This is a genomic window from Halomonas sp. CSM-2 (assembly GCF_002119345.1).
GTDB lineage: Bacteria > Pseudomonadota > Gammaproteobacteria > Pseudomonadales > Halomonadaceae > Vreelandella > Vreelandella janggokensis.
The window spans coordinates 63,743-81,942 of sequence record NZ_NBYR01000011.1 but is presented as its reverse complement, the minus strand read 5'-3'; the positions used below and the strand labels follow the sequence as shown (position 1 = coordinate 81,942).

At 58.4% G+C, this 18,200-nt stretch carries 11 protein-coding genes; all 11 read left to right on the top strand.

From position 1 onward, the window contains the following. Position 1 precedes the first annotated feature (1 nt). Entirely contained in the window at positions 2 to 844 is an 843-nt protein-coding gene (gene icmH / locus B7L15_RS11100; protein WP_085919042.1) for a type IVB secretion system protein IcmH/DotU, read from the top strand. An 8-nt stretch (positions 845 to 852) separates the two neighbouring features. Continuing rightward, a complete protein-coding gene (gene tssH, locus B7L15_RS11095; protein ID WP_085919041.1) occupies positions 853 to 3,468 on the top strand; it encodes a type VI secretion system ATPase TssH in 2,616 nt (871 codons plus the stop codon). A 4-nt stretch (positions 3,469 to 3,472) separates the two neighbouring features. After that, the gene (locus B7L15_RS11090) at positions 3,473 to 5,065 is read left to right on the top strand and encodes a sigma-54 interaction domain-containing protein (RefSeq protein ID WP_085919040.1); all 1,593 of its coding nucleotides are present in this window, start codon (positions 3,473 to 3,475) and stop codon (positions 5,063 to 5,065) included. Beyond that, the gene (gene vasI, locus B7L15_RS11085) at positions 5,062 to 5,715 is read left to right on the top strand and encodes a type VI secretion system-associated protein VasI (protein WP_085919039.1); all 654 of its coding nucleotides are present in this window, start codon (positions 5,062 to 5,064) and stop codon (positions 5,713 to 5,715) included. The genes B7L15_RS11090 and vasI overlap by 4 nt, the downstream gene beginning before the upstream one ends. Positions 5,716 to 5,727: 12 nt before the next feature. Next, positions 5,728 to 7,185 carry a type VI secretion system protein TssA gene (gene tssA / locus B7L15_RS11080; protein ID WP_085919038.1) on the top strand — a complete coding sequence of 486 codons (1,458 nt, stop codon included), beginning with the start codon at positions 5,728 to 5,730 and terminating at the stop codon, positions 7,183 to 7,185. 37 nt (positions 7,186 to 7,222) lie between these two features. Next, on the top strand, positions 7,223 to 10,864 hold the full coding sequence (tssM, locus tag B7L15_RS11075) for a type VI secretion system membrane subunit TssM (RefSeq protein ID WP_085919037.1): 3,642 nt from the start codon (positions 7,223 to 7,225) through the stop codon (positions 10,862 to 10,864). After that, the gene (locus B7L15_RS11070) at positions 10,857 to 11,444 is read left to right on the top strand and encodes a GNAT family N-acetyltransferase (RefSeq protein WP_085919036.1); all 588 of its coding nucleotides are present in this window, start codon (positions 10,857 to 10,859) and stop codon (positions 11,442 to 11,444) included. The genes tssM and B7L15_RS11070 overlap by 8 nt, the downstream gene beginning before the upstream one ends. A gap of 61 nt (positions 11,445 to 11,505) precedes the next feature. Beyond that, entirely contained in the window at positions 11,506 to 11,793 is a 288-nt protein-coding gene (locus tag B7L15_RS11065) for a type VI secretion system PAAR protein (RefSeq protein ID WP_085919035.1), read from the top strand. Between the two features lies 1 nt (position 11,794). Beyond that, a complete protein-coding gene (locus B7L15_RS11060) occupies positions 11,795 to 13,837 on the top strand; it encodes a type VI secretion system Vgr family protein (protein ID WP_085919034.1) in 2,043 nt (680 codons plus the stop codon). Between the two features lie 3 nt (positions 13,838 to 13,840). After that, positions 13,841 to 14,737 carry a DUF4123 domain-containing protein gene (locus B7L15_RS11055; RefSeq protein WP_085919033.1) on the top strand — a complete coding sequence of 299 codons (897 nt, stop codon included), beginning with the start codon at positions 13,841 to 13,843 and terminating at the stop codon, positions 14,735 to 14,737. Continuing rightward, positions 14,734 to 18,189, top strand: a complete 3,456-nt coding sequence (locus B7L15_RS11050) for a toxin VasX (protein ID WP_217808024.1) — start codon at positions 14,734 to 14,736, stop codon at positions 18,187 to 18,189. Before B7L15_RS11055 ends, B7L15_RS11050 begins: the two co-directional genes overlap by 4 nt. The last annotated feature ends 11 nt before the right edge of the window (positions 18,190 to 18,200 follow it).

Here is an 18,200-nt window from a genome sequence, read left to right as displayed (position 1 = left end):
CATGCAGCAGCTTGCCACCGATTCGCACAGCTTGAGCCGTTCCCAGGCACCTAATGACAGCGTGCGTCATGAGGATCTAATTAACGAGCGTGGTTTGGAGCATTTGATTCATAGCCACGCCGAGCAGCTTGATGCCGATGAGGATTATTGGTTCCGCTTGCGCGGGCATAACCTGAATCCTTTGGTTGATGCGGCCAGCAGCCTGCTGGGCATGGTGGTCAGGGTGCGGCAACTGGATGAAGCGGGCGATATTGAGCGCCTTTACCGTCAGGTTGTCGATGAAATCGCTGCCATTGAAATCGAACTGACCGAGCAGGGTTATGACCGAGCCACGCTGCTCGCCTATCGCTACGTGCTGTGTTCGTTTATCGATGAGGCCGTGATGGGCATGCCCTGGGGGCGGCAAAGTAAATGGGCCGAACACTCGCTGTTGACCCGCTTTCATAACGAAACCTGGGGCGGTGAAAAAGTGTTTTCGATTCTTGCCCGCCTCCAGCAAGAACCCCAACGCTACCGAGACATGCTGGCGTTCATTTACCTGTGCCTGTGCCTTGGCTTTGAAGGTCGATACCGGGTGATGTCTCACGGTCGTGAAGAGTACGAGCAAGTTGTCAGGGCCTTGGGTGACCAGCTAAACAGCCTCGAGGAGCCAGGTGAAGAAGCGCTAACCCACCCCCTCGATAATGTCGTGCAGGGGCATCAACGCCGTTCAACGCATTTCCCTACCTGGGGCATCTTTGCGTTGTTTGGTATCGCCATGGTCGGCGTTTATTGGGGCTTTTCCTGGTCGCTGGACCAACAGGCGGCACAAATTACCTCGCTACTTAATCAACTTTACCGTTAGGAGAAACCATGCTCAGGGTAGAGCTACCAGCGCTCATTGGCCGTCTTAATACGATTGCTCGCCAAGGGCTAGAGCAAGCCGCGTTGCTGTGTGCGCAACAGCAGGCGCCCGAGGTGACGGTGGGGCATTTGTTGCAAGCCATGCTGGATCAGCCGCTGTGCGATGTGCGCATCATATGTGAACACCTGGATATGGATATCGCACCGTTACGTGCGCAGTTGGCGGAAGAAACACGCCCACCCCGCGAGGTAGAGGTGGCAACGCCGAGCTTTTCACCGCTTTTGGTCGAGCTGCTTCAAGATGCCTGGTTACTTGCCTCCACCGAGTATCAGCACCCAACCCTGCGAAGCGGCGCTGTATTTACCGCGCTGCTGCATAACCCGGAACGCTACCTGGGGGCAGGTGTGGTAAGGCTGCTGGCCGACATCAACCGGGAAAGCCTGCGCCGTCACCTGGATCAGATAACCGCGCATTCAGCCGAAGCTCCCCAGGACGAGGCAACGGGGTTTCCACGCCAAGTACCCGCTGACGCTGACGACAGTGCGCTGGCCCGCTTCGCTACCTCACTCACCGAGCAGGCGCGACAAGGCACGCTCGACCCTGTATTGGGGCGCGACCCTGAGATTGACCAGATGCTCGATATCCTGGGGCGTCGACGCAAAAACAACCCCATCGTAATTGGCGATGCCGGGGTCGGCAAAAGTGCTGTCGTTGAAGGTCTCGCGTCGCGCATTGTGGCCGGCCAGGTGCCTGCGGCGCTTGCCGATGTCGAGCTGCTCACGCTCGACCTTGGGGCCCTGCAAGCAGGGGCGGCTGTCAAAGGTGAGTTTGAAAAACGGCTTAAAGCTGTCATTGACGAGGTTAAGAACGCGGCGCGCCCCACGCTGTTGTTTATTGATGAGGCGCATACCCTGATTGGTGCGGGTAACCAGGAAGGCGGTGGTGATGCGGCCAATTTGCTCAAGCCAGCGCTGGCGCGAGGGGAGCTGCGCACCATCGCCGCCACTACCTGGCGGGAGTACAAGAAATACTTTGAAAAAGACCCGGCGCTCTCGCGGCGCTTTCAACCCGTTACGCTGTCTGAGCCCAGCGTCGATCAAGCCCTGGTGATTCTGCGGGGCTTACGGGATGTCTATGAACAGGCCCACGGCGTACTGATTGGCGACAGTGGCCTAAGAGCGGCAGCGGCCCTGTCCGCTCGCTACCTGGCCGGTCGGCAATTGCCGGATAAGGCGATCGACGTGCTGGATACTGCCTGCACGCGCCTGGCACAAACGCTTGATACACCGCCGCGAAAGCTTAGCCATTTGCAAAGCGAGCATACCGCAGCGCTGCGCGAACGTGATCAGCTAGCCCGTGAAACGCTGCTGGGCCGAGACGTCGACGTATCACGCCGTCAGGAACTCGACGAGCGTTTAGCCAACCTCGACGATGAACTGGCGACGCTGGAAGCGGCCTGGGGCGAGCAGCGTGAATGTGTCGATGCCATCGTCGCCTTGCACCGCCAACTACTCGATGACGGCAGTCATGCTGAAGACCCGCTTTCCTCTTCCCTGCACGCCGAGCTGGCGGCGCGTGAACAGCAGCTAGCCCAATTGCAGCAGACCTTTACCCTGGTCAACCCGAGCGTTGAAGAAGCGCAAGTTGCCCAGGTGATTGGCGACTGGACCGGCGTGCCGGTTGAGCGGATGACAAGCGATGAATTAACGCGTTTGACCGCGCTACCTGCCTACCTTGGTGACATGATTCAGGGGCAAGACGCTGCCATTGAACGTATCCACCGTCATCTACTGACCGCGCGTGCCGACCTGCGTCGCCCTGGGCGGCCGCTGGGTGCTTTCCTGCTCGTTGGCCCCAGCGGGGTCGGCAAGACCGAAACCGTGGTACAGATCGCCGACCAGCTGTATGGCGGTCGCCAGTTTCTTACGACGATCAACATGTCCGAGTACCAGGACAAGCACACAGTATCCCGCCTTATTGGTTCGCCGCCCGGTTATGTCGGTTTTGGTGAAGGTGGGCTGCTGACAGAGGCGATTCGTCAGCGCCCTTATTCGGTCGTTCTGCTGGACGAAGTGGAAAAAGCCCACCCTGATGTGCTCAATCTGTTTTACCAGGCGTTTGATAAAGGCGAGCTGGCGGATGGGGAAGGCCGGTTGATCGACTGTAAGAACGTGCTTTTCTTCCTCACCTCCAACCTGGGTTATGAAACCATCGTCGCTCACCGTGATAACCCCACGGCACGCGACGATGCGCTCTATCCGCAGCTGGCCGACTTCTTCAAGCCGGCCTTGCTGGCACGTATGGAAGTGGTGACTTACTTACCACTAGAGGGCGATACCCTCCGTGCTATCGTCAATGCCAAGCTTGCCACCCTGGCGGCGCGCATCCGCGAACGCCACCGTCAGGTAGACGTGACACTGGATGATGCACTGGTCGAGGCGATCTGTGCTCGGGCAACGCGCAGTGAAAATGGGGCCCGCATGCTGGAGTCGGTGATCGACGGCGAGTTGTTACCGCCGCTTTCCCGTGCACTGCTTGAGCGGATGGCGCGTCGTGAAAGCGTGGCTAGCGTTGTGTTGGGAGTCGATCCTGATCACGGCAGCTTTACGGCGGAGGTAGCCTGACACCATGACGTCTGCTGCCGATGCCACATCCACTGCCAAGAGTGCGTTATCAGCTGAACTGGCGGCTATGCCATTGGCATTGATGCTGGTGGAAAGTCGCTCAACGTCGATGTTGCGCCAGCGAGCAGCCCAACTGCTGCAAGACCAACTGGGGCTGGCATCGGCCGAATGCCTGTATATCGATGGCAGCGGCCGCTGGCTGGGGCGAGATGGCGATGAGGGGCAGTTTGATTGCAGCGATTTCAATCACCCCTATGCCCACGTCATTCGCAGCGGCAAAGCGTTGACCCTTAGCGTCGCCGATGCACGCACACGCCTGGATGATGCCACTTTCCAGCAACAGGTGGCCGCACTTGGCGCAGGCTCGTACCTGCACATCCGCCCCCTGCGGGCGGCGGACAAAGGCCGCGAATGGCTGGGGGTGATGGTATTGGTAGGCACCCAGTCAAGGCTACGCAGCCTGACGGAAGACCCCGGCATGGTGGCGTTTGATGCCTTGTTGTGCCGTGTATGGGCCCGATTGGCCCGGGAGCAGGGGGAGCGTCAGCGCTCACGCCTGCTGCAAGATTCGCTTGCCAAACTGAACGATGGTGCCCGTCGCCAGGCACTGGCTGATCAGCTCGCCGACGACCTGCTGGGTCAGTCGTCAGCCATGCAAGCACTGCGCCGGCATGTGGTGCGTGCGGCCGAAACAAATCTGGCAGTCCTCCTCCAGGGTGAAACCGGCACGGGCAAAGACCGGGTGGCTCGGGCTATCCATCAGCTTTCAGGACGGTCAAAAGGTCCCTTCATGGCGATTAACTGTGCCGCCATTCCCGAAGCGCTGCTTGAGTCAGAGCTTTTTGGCCATGCCAAGGGGGCTTTTTCCGGGGCCGACCAGGCCCGCGAAGGACTCATCAGCCAAGCGGATGGAGGCACGTTATTCCTTGATGAAATTGGTGATATGCCGTTAGCCCTGCAAGCCAAACTGTTGCGTGTGCTGGAAAGCGGCCGCTACCGACCGCTCGGGGCCAGTGAGGAACGCTGCGCGAATTTGCGCCTGGTGGCGGCCACGCATCAACCGCTGCGTGAACAGATTCGTGAGCAGCGGTTTCGCGCAGACCTTTACTACCGGTTAGGCCAGTTCCCTCTTGAATTGCCACCACTTTGCGAACGGCGCGACGATATTGCCACGTTAGCCCAGTCCTTTATTCGCGACTTTTGTGAACGCGAAGGACGGGACGAAATGGGCATTACCCCCGCCGCACTGCGCCTGCTGTATCGCCGCGATTACCCGGGCAACGTCCGCGAACTAAAAAACGTGATTGATTATGCCTGCGCCATGACGCCTCAGGGGGCCGATATCGACGCTTACCTGTTGCCAGGTGAACAAAGCGATCAAGCCTCATCGGCATCGGAGGTGACGGAAGACGCTGGGTTCGCACTACCCGATGACATTGATGACCTGCGCCAAGCCCTGCGCGATGTCGAGTCCGCCATTATCCGTCAACGCTTGCGGCGGTTCGGGGGCAATCGTGCCCAGGTAGCAGAAAGCCTCGGTTTACCCAAGCGAACCCTGGCCCATAAATGCCAGCTATTAGAACTGGATACCAAATGAACACGATGTTGTTAAACCGCCACGTCTTAGCCGGTGGTTTGCTTTTGCTATTGACGCTATTAAGCCACCCCTCCCGCGCGGAAGGGTCCACAGCGTTGCTGGAAAATGCCCGGGCATGCGCCGAGGAGTCCTCCCGTTTAGAGCGCCTGAACTGCTACGACGCGCTGTTTAAAACGCCAACGCCAAGCGTCGACACCAGCGAATTGCCCGCGTTATGGCACGCCATTGAACGCCAGGAGGCGGCGCGCTCCGGCGACGACATGGGGTTGATCATACGCGAAGCGGGCAGCGACGTGCTGATCAGTGTGCCCGCATTAGGCACCACACCGCCCAGGCCCATCATGGTGATGGCCTGTGAAAAGCTGATTACCCGGTTTCAACTGCATATGCCGGTAGCCATAGATAGCGCCCGAGTGACGCTTGAGCTTACCGGTCATGGAGGCGTTATTGAGCAGCAGTGGCGGGTTCGTGACGGTGGGCAGGTGATTAGCGGCGGCCGCGGTTTGCCTGCCATCGATACCCTTCGCCAATTACTTAGTGCAGAGGAACTGACATTACGCAGTGATGAGAGTGCCTTGGACGGGCTGCGCTTTGATGTATCAGGCCTTCGTGAGGATATTCAACCACTGCGCAATGCGTGTCGCTGGTAAAGGAGTCACTCAATGCGCATCACCGTTGAAGATCATCTAACGCCCGTGTTGGCTCCGCTGAACGTTAACGATGAAGGGCACCCCGTCGGCGAGCCGCTGGAAGACACCAATGACTATCTGGCGCTCGATGAAGAAATGATGAAGGTAGGCTCGTTGCAGCATGCCCACGTTGACTGGGACACCGCTGAAACCCTTGCCGTGCGGATGCTGAGCGACAAAGGCAAGGACCTAAAGGTGTTGGGGCACTTAGTGCATTGCCTGCAGCACGGCGGGAATGGCGTGCGATTTGCGCTTTCGCTGCGGCTGCTTGCCCGCAGCGTTGACCAGCCCTGGTGGTCACAGGCTTACCCGTTCTCGGGCAGCCGGGGTGCCAAGCTACGTACCCGTTTATTTCAGCAGTTCACCCAGCGCAGCGTGAAGTTGGTGTCGAGCCTCGATTTTCACAACGCAGAGGATGAATTTGAGGCCTGTCAGGCATCGCTTGAAGAGCTCCAGCAGCAAGCAGAAGCGAACGCGTTGCCCGGGCAGAATCTGGATGAGCTGAGCCGACAATTGCTTGCCCAACGGCCGACAGCATCAACGTCCGCTGCCGAGACAACGCCGTCGGACAACACGCTGCCTGACCAGCCTGATGCGAATAGACAGTCGGCGACGACAACGCAGCCCTCTTCAGCCAAAGCGCCTGAGCTGCGCATGGAAGCCGGAAACGAGCGCTCGAATCGCCAAAGCTTGTTGAAGATGGCCGATTTCCTGCTCGAGCAAACCCCCGGAGAACCTTTGGCCTATCGATTGCGTCGTTTCGCGATCTGGGGCGCGATTCAGGCACTTCCCAATGCCAGGGAGGACGGTAAAACCGAACTGGCGCCTGTTTCAGCTGACCGGGTTGCCGATTACCGCGACGCGATTGCGCGGGGAAGCGATCACGACCTGTGGGAGCGTATTGAGAACAGTCTGACGTTGAGCCCTTATTGGCTGGAAGGCCATCGCTTGAGCGCAGGGGTTGCGAAACAGTTAGGGCACCCCCGCTGCGCCGAGGCGATTCGTGAGGAAGCCCAGCGCTTTGTGGAGCGGTTATCGGGTATCGACACCCTGGCCTTTAATAACGGGGTGGCATTTATTGATGATGAAACAAAACGGTGGTTGTTCAGCAGTTCGCAGGGTGCGGGAGCATCAAGCGACGGTGGGGAAGCTTGGCAGGCAGGCTTGCAAGAGGCTCGCGATGCCATGGCGGATGGCAATGTCGGAGCCGCGTTAAAAGTGCTTGATCAAGGATTGAGTCGTGCCCGCTCGCCACGTGATAGCGCCTATTGGCGTTTGGCAAGCGCAGATTTGTTACATGAAGCGGGACTGGAAAGTCTGGCTCAGCAGCACTACCGAACGCTTCACCAAACAGTCACGGCGCTGGCGCTAGAGCAGTGGGAGCCGACATTGGTCTCGCGGCTGGAAGCCGCACTCAATGCATCGCACTGACGATATCGTTAATACAAGGGACGAGGGATAAAGGCTAATGTGGTCAACGTTAAAATCAAAGCTGGGCCGCTGGGTGCCGGGCCTATCTAGAGCACAGACCGCGCACAATAGTGCCAAGGCCAAGAGCAACAAGGCAAAAGGACTGTTACGGCTTTCAACGCTGCTTTGGGCGCTGCTGGTGGTGGCGTTATTGATTGCCATTTGGTGGCTGGGGCCACGCTGGGAGGTCTTTGGCGTAACGCCCCTGGCCCCGCTGACCAACCGCTTGCTAGCGACGTTGGCCATCGTCACCGTGGTCGTCGTGATCTGGGGGGTACGCCTTGCACGGCGGTTACGCTCGTTGAATGACGAGCGTGAGCAGGAAGAGGCTCGCCAGCAAGACCCGGTGATGCTCCAGGTGGAGCGTCAGGAAACGGCACTCAACAACGTTCTGAGTGAAATTACCGCCAACCTGGGCGGGGGTGACAGTAGCCGATACCGCTTGCCCTGGTATCTGGTCATGGGGGTAGAGAATGCCGGCAAAACCAGCCTTATCAACCGCTCTGGCCAGAACTTTGCGTTGACCCATGTGATGAAAGCCTCGGGTCAAAGCACCAAACAAGGGCATCTTGGCTTTGACTGGTGGATCGGTGACCAAGCCGTACTGATCGATCCTGACGGTGAATTGCTCACCCAGGGCGCGATGGAAGGCGGCGAGCCCCAAGCGCTTCAGAGTCGGTTGTGGGACCACTTTGTGGAGTGGTTGGAACGTAATCGTGCCCAGCGGCCACTCGATGGCGTTGTTCTGGTGCTTGATCTCGCTCGTTTAAGCCATGCCCAGGTCGCCGTGCGCAAGGCCTATGCGGCACTGTTGCGCACCCGGTTGCGTGAACTCATGGAACGTCACGGCACACGACTGCCGGTGTATGTCACCTTCAGTAAAATGGATTTGCTGCATGGTTTTGACGACTTTTTCCGGCATTACTCCCGCGCCGCCCGCAAAGCTCCGCTGGGTTTTACGTTTACCCCTACCTCAATGGAAACCCAAGGGAAGTGGGAAGCCGAATTCGAAGCCGAGTACGACGAAATGCTTGCGCGTCTGAACAAGCAACTGCCCACCATGTTGTCGGAATGCCGAGACCGGGAAGAGCGCGAGTCCGTATTCCGTTTCGTGCGTCAACTGGCCGGGCTTCGCGATGTGCTGCTGGGCTTTTTGACCGAGTCGCTTTCCAGCGATCGTTTCTCGACGGCCGCCATGGTGCGCGGTACCTACTTTACCTCGGTCTATCAGCAGGGAGTGCCCGAAGACCCCTTCGTGGGTGCCGCTGCTCGCCGCTATGGCATGGATGAAAGCGTTCAGCCCGCTCACCGGGCGACGCGCAGCGCCCTCTATTTTACCGAGGAACTGTTCGAAAATATCATTTATCCCGAAGCGGGGCTGGCGGGTGACAATGCCCGCGTGACCCGGCAGCGTCGCCGCACGCGCAATATAAGCCTGGCGGCCTGCCTGATCATGGGCGTGGTCCTGGTGGGGGGCTGGACGCATTTTTATCAGAAAAACAGCGTCTCCTTATCTGCCGTGGAAGCCCGTGCCGAAACCTTTCTGGCCACTGATCCTGAGGCTTTCAGAAGTGATGATCCCACCGGTTATGAACTGCTGGAGCCGCTTGATCGTTTACGCAGCGCGCTGGAAACCTTCGATGAATACCGTACCCATACCCCGTACCTGGCAGACATGGGGCTGTATCAGGGGCATGTCATCGGTGCTCAGGTAGAGCGTGCCTACGTGGCGATGCTTGAGCATCAATTCCTGCCCGCCTTGATGATCGGCATCATGGATGACATGAACCGCGCCGAGGCAGGCAGCAATGCAAAACTCGCCCTGCTGCGCGTGCTACGCATGATGTCCGACGCCAGCGGTCGTCAGCCAGACCGGGTGATGCGTTTCATGGCTCGGCGCTGGCAAGGCGACTTTCCCCAGCAGGGCGCGGTCCAGGAGCGCCTCCTGGATCACCTTGACTTCGCCATGGCCCATACCGATCTGGAAGGGCATATCGCGGATGGCAGCCAGCGAGCCAAGCAGGCGATGGAGCCACTCAGGGGCAGCCTGGTCGCCGCTCAGGAGGAACTGTCACGCCAGCCGATCGATGAGCGCGTGTATGAGGCATTGAAAACAGCGGGAAGTCGTGAAGGTGACCCCTTGGATCTACGGCGGCGTGTGGGCACGCTGTTTGATACCGTTTTCATGGCTCGCAACGACAACCCGGACCATGTGACGCTACCGTATTTGCTCACGCGTGAGGGTTTTGAGAACTACTTTTTACAAGAGTTGGAGCATGCGACTGAGTTAGCGCTCATCGATGCGTGGACGCTGGGTCAGCGCGACGACATCAACTTCAGCGACGCTGATAAACAGCAGTTGAAAACCGCCCTGCGTGAGCACTATGTCAGTGACTACCATGTCAGCTGGCGCGATGCCCTGCGCGATACCCAACTGGTTCCCCTGCCGGATATTCATCAAGCCATTGTGGTGGCCGACGCCCTGGTGGGTGCCAAGCGTCCACTGGATCGTTTGCTATCGGCCGTTGAGCACAACACAAGCCTTTATCCAGAGCTTCCAGAAGACGATGAAAAAGCGCGTGAGGCATTAAGGCACTCCCCGCGCTATGAACTCGCTGCCCAGATTGAACAGCCTTTCACACCCATCAATCAACTCAGCGAAGCCCGCGATGATAATCCGTCTTCACTAGAGGAAATCAAGGCGGCTGTCACTGAGCTACGCGACTATCTGCTCGATATTGAAGAATCCGGTGACGCCGGTCGTGCTGCCTTTGTGAACGTGCGTGATCGTCTATCGCTGCGGGGTGACGACCCCATCAATAACCTGGAAAAAATAGCCGAAAACACGCCTCAGCCGGTGGGTGGCATGCTGCAGGATTTGGCCGACCAAAGCTGGCAGCTATTGATGGCCAGCGCCACTCGCCACCTCGAACGCCAATGGCTTGATGATGTCGTGGCACCCTACCAGGAGCGGCTGGCCGGGCGTTATCCCCTGGTACCCAATGCAAGCCGGGACGTGTCGCTGAGCGACTTCGAGGACTTCTTTGCGCCCGACGGCACCTTGGATGCTTTCTATCAAGATAACCTCAAGCCTTTCATTGAGGGCGCCCCCGAGCATCTAGTGGATGCCCAGGGTAATTCGATACTGCGTGACAGCGTGCATAGCGCGGTTGACCAGGCCGAGCAGATTCGGCGTGCTTACTTCAGCCGGGATGGTGCCCTGGACGTTGAGTTTGCCCTCGAACCCATCAGCCTGAGCCCCGATAAACGGCGAAGCGTGATTAGCGTGGATGGCCAACTGATCGAGTATGCCCATAGCCCCAGCCAGCGCGTGTCGATGGTATGGCCCAACTCGCTGCGGGGTGGAACGGAGAGCCGTGTCACGATGGTGCCCAGTGAGGTCAACCGCTCGCCTCGCAGCATGACACGGGATGGCGCCTGGGCATGGTTCCGCCTGCTGGAACAGGCCGATATCACCAACGTTGGCGAGCGTGAGCTGGAACTGCGCTTCAACGTTGACGGCGGTACGATGCGCTATCGCCTGTTTGCCAACGGGGCGCCCAATCCCTTTACGCGCTCACAGGTGACAGGCTTCCAACTGCCGTCAGCACTCTATGCGGAGCGAGATAACGATGCTTAAGCAACTTAAGCAGCTGTTTACCTCGGGTAATACCCGGCCCGCTTCGCACCCTGCGCGTCAAGGTGTGAAGCGTGCCCGCCCGTTAGAGTCGGCGCGCGATGAGGATATCGATAAGTTTCTCGAAGCGGTCTACCAGGCAGATGCCAAGGGGCATTCGCCCTGGGTGCTACGTGATAACAGCGTGCTTGAAACATTGCGCCGCGCACTGGAATTCACCGTTCACCGTGGCCTATGGCTCCAGCAAGTGGAGGGCCAAGTGATGCATTGGCAGGGGCGCCTGCTAGCACTGCATCTTGGCGAGGGCCCCCCGCTGGGTATGGTACTTGCCTGTCGGCCCGATGATGAGGCCGCTTGGCAGCTGCGGTTTTTCTACATCAGCCAGGAGTGGAAAGGCAGTGGTCATGGCACGCGGCTATTGAGAGCCGTACGCCGCAGCTTGAATGGCGTACCGCTGCAAACACGCCTGCCGGTTTCTTGCCACTCCGCCATCGATAGCCTCGAGGCAGCGGGGTTCAGCCGCCAATACGTAGATGCCTTCGACGTCGCCAGCTATGAAGCGCCTGCCATGTGGGATGAATGAGCGGGATAAATGAGCAGGGCGACCAAGCACGAATAAGCAGGATTGCAAAAGGAGTAGCGCAATGGGCCAGAAATTTGTACTCGTCGGTGACATGGGGACCGACCACGATGGCTTTCCACCGACACCGGTCACTGCAGGCAGTGGCACGGTGGTGATGGACGGCAAGCCAATCGCCCGCGTGGGTGACCCTCTGGCACCACATGACAAACCCGACCATCCGCCACACCCACGTGCCATCGCACAGGGTTCAAGCACTATTTTAATCGATGGCAAACCGGCTTCACTGACGGGCCACGCGGTGGATTGCGGCGGCGTGGTGATTGGCTCTGGCTCAGGGGAGGGCAGTTGATATGACAAGCACAGGTCTGCAATTCACCCTAACGCTCCCCGGTGTTGACGACATCGCGGTGATTGACTTTACCCACCGCGAAGCGCTCTCCCAGCCTTTCGAGCTGGCGCTCAACCTGGCCAGCCGCGACGGCAGTCTGGATGCCGCCGACCTCCTGGATCGCGAAGCCACCCTGACCATCTGGCAGGACGGCGAACCGCTACGCCGGGTGCACGGTATTGTCAGCGAATTTGGCCGGGGCGACCGTGGCCACCGGCGTACCTTCTACTCCCTGTTACTGCGCCCGGCACTTTGGCGCCTCTCGCTGCGCCACAACTCGCGCATCTTTCAGAAAGTCGACCCGCTCACCATTATCAATACCCTATGCGACGAGCGCGGCATCCGGGACGTAGCCTTTGCGGTCACCCGCGAGCTTGCCGAGCGCGAGTACTGCGTGCAGTACCGTGAGACTGACCTTGCCTTTATCGAGCGCCTGGCCGCCGAAGAAGGCCTGTTTTACTTTCATGAGTTCGAAGATAGTGCCAACGGCGCCCATCGGCTGGTGTTTGCCGATGACCCGCAGGTACTGACCCATCTCGGCGAGYGCACGTACCACAGCCGTGCCGGGGGCACTGCGCCCACGCGCCATGTACGCAAGCTTAGCCACACCGCCCGGGTGGCGAGTTCGTCCGCCACGCTCAAGGATTACAGCTTTAAAAATCCCGCCTACGCTCAATTGCACGACCACCTGGGGCGGGACGTCGAGCAGCACGGCCAGCAAGTGGATTACGAACACTATGACTACCCCGGCCGCTACAAGCAGGACGCTTCCGGCGAGCCGTTTACCCGCATTCGACTGGAACAGCTGCGCCGTGAGGCGATTACTGCCAGCGCCGAAAGCGACCTGCCCGAGCTCGCCCCCGGCCTGCGCTTCACGCTGACCGACCACGACACCGACAGCCTCAACCGCGACTGGCAGGCCATTAGCGTTACTCACCACGGCGAGCAACCCCAGGCGTTGGAAGAGGACGGCATCACCCAGGGTGATGCAAACGGTATGACCCGTTATTACAACCAGGTCACGCTGATCCCCGGCGATGCGCCCTGGCGGGCCACGCCAAATCCCAAGCCCCGTGTCGACGGCCCCCAGGTCGCCTTTGTGGTCGGCCCCGACGGCGAAGAGATTCACTGCGACGAACACGGCCGGGTCAAGGTCCAGTTCCCCTGGGACCGCTATGCCGAACCCAATGAAACGGCAAGCTGTTGGGTACGGGTCGCTCAGGGCTGGGCAGGCGGCGGCTACGGCAGCATCGCCATCCCCCGCATTGGCCACGAGGTGATTGTCTCGTTTCTGGAAGGCGACCCGGACCAGCCCTTGGTCACCGGACGCACCTACCACGCGGTCAATACCGCGCCGTACCCACTCCCCGAGCACAAGACCCGCACGGTGCTGCGCACCCAAAGCCACAAGGCAGAAGGCTTCAATGAGCTGCGCTTTGAAGACGAAGCGGGCGAAGAGCAAATCTGGCTCCACGCCCAGAAAGACCTGGAGCTGCTGACGCTCAATGATCGCACCGAAGAAATCCGCCGCGACAGCCACCTCAAGGTGCACAACGACCGCATCAGCGAGATCGATAACGACGATCACCACACGGTGCATAACAACCGCCATACGAAGGTCGACGGCGACGACCACCTGATGATCGACGGCACCCGCCACGAAAAAGTCGGCCGAGCGCAGCTGCTGGAAGCCGGGCAGGAAGTACACCACAAGGCCGGCATGAAGGTCGTGATCGAAGCAGGCGCCGAAATCACCCTCAAGGCCGGGGGTAGCTTTCTGAAAATCGACCCCAGCGGCGTCACCATTGTAGGTCCACAGGTCAAGATCAACTCCGGCGGCAGCCCAGGCAGTGGTAGCGGGCAAGCCGCGCAGGGGCCGCGGTTGCCGGAGGAGGTGGAGGCCGCTCCTCAGTTCACCAGAGTTGAGCCGCCACGACAGGACGCCGCACTTAGACAGGAAATGGCATTAACTCAGCCCTGCACGCCTCTGGATAACCAGGAGTAAGGCATGGAAGGGTTGCGGGCCATTTCGTCTCCAGTGCATGTCAACGACCACTGGCTAAATCGTTATCTGGTACTGGACGGCCTCCAGCTGGAGCCGTTGGAAAGATGGCTTTATGAGCAGGTTGAGTCCCCTACTTACGAACCGCTTTATTTGGGTACGCCGCTGGAGGGGTGCCGGGGCATTTCGCCGTGTTTGGTTCAACTTCAGGATAACGATCCTCTCTGGAAGCGCTTTCTGGAGAGTGGCGTGGAGGGAAAGTGGGGATGGGGGTTCGCAAGCTCAGCCGGGTTTGACGAGCTGCTACAGCACTTACGATGGTTACTCTTCGTTGAACACCCATTGGAAGGGGAAAAAATCCTGCGAGTGGCGTCGGCGGATGTCATGAGGCTTCTTCTCAGTGCGGAAATGTCACCCCAGCAAAGTGAATTACTGGGAGATATGGAAACCGCTTGGTTCCCGGTGAATAAGCATGGCGAGGTGAGCTGGTATGAGGTTGCCAATGAGCGTACGGAGCGTTCTCAGCGCGAGGCAAGCTTTCAACTGCAGCAGGCACACCTAGATGCGCTAAGCCACATTGCTTGGGAGCGCTTTGCTGAAGAGCTGTCTACTCACCTTGACACCTTTTTTTCCTCTGGCGTGTTTTTGAGTGCGCATGGTGGCTCCCACCTTGCCGCAGAAAGAGTTATCCACCTGACGAGAGAATTGGGATTTACGGGTCGGCGAGCACATTACTACATGGCCAATATTCTGGGCGCGCATGGAGAGCAGGCACTGGATGATCATGTCATGCCTGATATGGCGGCCTTACTTCAACGACCTGACCAACGAGCGCCAATGGAACGATTGAAAGCCGCAGCGGAGGCGTCTTCGCGGCTCATGAATACGGAGAAACAAGTATGAGCGACTCCATGACGGAAGCGCAGCGCGTTGCGGAAAGCCAGCCAGACAATGATCCAGGCCAGGCGCAGGGGCAATGTCCATTAACGCGCACCGATCTTCAATTGGTACCTGTGCGATACGCGATTGCCGAAGCCGATGAAGCGGATCTTGCGGCTGCGCTACCAGGGTTTTCTCCAACCCATGAGGGTACGTTTCGCCGCTCAGGTATTCGACCCATTCGCAGTGGCTGGCTTTATCTTGTCCACAGCCTAATGCCCGATGAAGTACAGGTGTTCAAGGTAGAGCCAGACGGAAGTGGCGACCCCGTCGTCATCAAGCGAGAAGGCTCGGTACAGGTGCTCTATAGCCCTCTTGAACTGACACCTCTGCATGTTTCCATGTTGCGCCAGGAGGCATTTCGCGACTTGGTCATGACCCGCGTAAATGTAGGCGCTTATTGCCCAGGGAATGGTACGTCACACCTACTCAACCCTGACGATATAGCGAGTGCTTTAGCCGATGACGTCGGCGACCATCGACGTATCCCGGAGGCCCCCGAGCCATCAGGTGAGCAAAACCAGTTGGATACAGGTAGCTATGCATGGTGCGAGGCTGAGGAAAGCGATAAAGAATGGCAGCTTGCAGGGGCCAGTAGCATAGTGGCGGCTATAACGAGCGAGTATAAGCAAGATAGCGCTTGTTTAATCATTGAAGATATCCCCGGGCGGTTAAAAGATTTATCGCAGGCGTGGGCATGCCATGCCGAGCAGCAAGGGAACTGGCATGATAACTACCAAACCGAAAACTTTGCTGCGCGCACGATTGATGGTTTTATGCGCCTGGATTTTTCTCCACATGCCGCTAATGCGGGCCAAGGCAATATTCCTGAATGGTTAGGCAATGCCGAGAATGATGACCAAGCTGATCTACGCGAATTGGCAGATCTATATGAAAAGCGCCGTGAAAGGGAAGAAGAAGTTGCTGCAAGTTCGGGCGGGCACCCCGGTTTTATCGGGGGCGCATTACAACCTATTGACGAAGATATTGATGCCCTGAGCGAACACCTTGCCGAACGGCTTGGCACGGAGTCTGAAGCGGTAAAAGCGTTTGTCGAGCAAAGCGAACAGGCCCACTTTAACGAAGTGATTGGCGGAAACTACGCTTTAGCCCCCCATGGCATTGTCGATGTTATTCGTCAGCAGGAATTGCAAGACTTTCTAACGTATGCCAACGGGCTTGAAGAGGGTTGGCAAACCGCTTATCGGGAGATAGGGCAGGATTTGGCTGGCTTATTACCTGTATGGCACAACTATGCACTGCTGCTGGATCGAGAAGACGAATTACACATCAGCTTCACCAGTAAGCTGGAACATTGCGCGGTGGAAACCCTGGCCCTGTGTGGGCAAGGAGACTTCCTGTCTCAACACTATATGGGGGATGTTCCCACCACGGCCCATCTGCTCCACTTTCAGCCGACTGACACCTTTATTGAGACCTTTCTGACTGAGCTGGGAGGCCCGCAAAAAGCCTTAACGCAGGCGGCGGCACTGATGGCCGCCGCTGGCGCGTTAGGAAACTACCAAGCATGGCAGGGCACTATCGAGCAGCAAACAGGTCTGCGTTTTCGTAGCATCGCGGGTCTTAGCGACGAAGTCGCTGCAGATATTGCCGGAGAGGTCTATTTCAAAGAAAAGATGCTCGGTGAAGCGGTGATCAAGACATTGCTGGATGATGCGCAGCAAATGGAACTACCACAACGCTTTGCCAATATGGCCGGCATGTTACCCGAAGGCCAGCGGCTGATGTTTGTTGAGCGCCTGGGGCTGCTGGAAATGGGCTGGGACATACCCGACCAAACGGTGCTAGGGAAGTTACAGCAAGCCATCACCAAGGCAGAACGCTCCTTATCACAGCTTCGGCGGTTGGAGCAGGAATTGGAGCGCTATTACCAGGAGCGGGAGGCAGAGATAAAACAAGCTTCCAGGCGAGGAACAAGCCAAAGCCATCGCCGCGCAGCTGATCAATACCACGCCAACAATATCCGCAACAAAGCCTCGGAAATCAAACAGCAACAGCAGTTGATAAGCGAGGCATTAGACGAACTGGCAGAGCATAGTTTCCCCGCCAATGAAAACGGTACGCATGCGCTAAAAGTGGGCGGTTTGAGCCAGGTGGCGACGCGAGCCGCGCTGGCTGAGCGCACTGCGCTCAAGGAGCTTGCCCACCAGCCCCATGAGACGATGCGCAGCACGCTAGATACCCTGATACGTAATGAGCAGAACGAAGTATCGGTAGCCCGGGCGATGGGGGTCTTGGTGAACGGAAGTTTGTCGGCCTTGGGCGCTATTGCTGCATGCGTGGCTATGAAAGAGTTGTTGCAAGCAGAGCGAAGCCATGAGCGGTTCCTTGAATATCTCGGCAATACTGTAGCCCAAGGACTTGGTACTGCTGCAGCCCTGCTGGCCATACGAGAGATATTAGTCGATGCCCGCCATCGCAAACTCTATGAAGGTCGTGCATTCCAACAAGTCGCCCAGGCAGAACTGAGGGCCGCAGCAGGCAGCCCTGCACAGTTGGAGCGCTGGGCGCGAGTGGCAAATAAAGCAATGAGTGCTGTTGCTCTAGTTGGCGGGGTGGCAGGTGCATTCGAGATGCTTAGACAGTCTCAAAAACTTGGGCGAGCTGAGACGCAGTCTGAACGTTTAGCCACTCAGGTGGCGCTGCTAGGTGCTACGGGTACGGCGGGTGGGGGCTTATTCTTGGGGAGTATGGGTCTCATGGGCAAAATATTGGGTGCCCCCGCCGCCCAGTGGCGGCTATTGCTTCTGAAATTTGCCGGACCCGTAGGCTGGTTTGTTGCTGCCAGCACGCTGCTGCTGGTCGCTGGGGACTTACTGGCCAGCCGCTTTTCGCTGAGCCCGGTACAGCGCTGGTGCCAGCGCTCCTATTGGGGGCAACGCAGCGAATATGAAGGCCTTGAAGAACACCAGCAGGAACTGGGCAAATTGAGCGGTAGTGATCCGGTAGTAGAACGGCAAGGGGTGGCAGCACCGCATGCAGGCCCAGGGCCTGGTCCCGCTCCCAGCGATCTGGCTTTCCGTTTGACCATGCCAGGCGGCCAGCTAGCAGACGAGGAAACCCTCTCTTTTGGGCTCTGGGGCGTTCCAATGAGCGGTGCTCATCAGGAACTCACCCGGGACGTCCTGGCCTATTCGCATCAGGCCTCTGAAAGGAACGGCACAGATGTCACCTATCACTTTGCCCCCGAGGTGCTGAGCCAGTTCCACTTTGTTCGATTGGTAGTGCGCTTACGGCTCAACGGCGAATCCTCCACCCAGGTCTACGAGTTGCATCGCCGTGGCCGCTCCCTGACTAGCGAGTGGCGTAGGGTGGAAGCCCTGACGGAGAGTTTTTTCAGTAGCGTTAAAATAGGTACTTGGCCCAGCATGCCGCTTACCCCCTGGGCACCCTGAACAAGGATGAA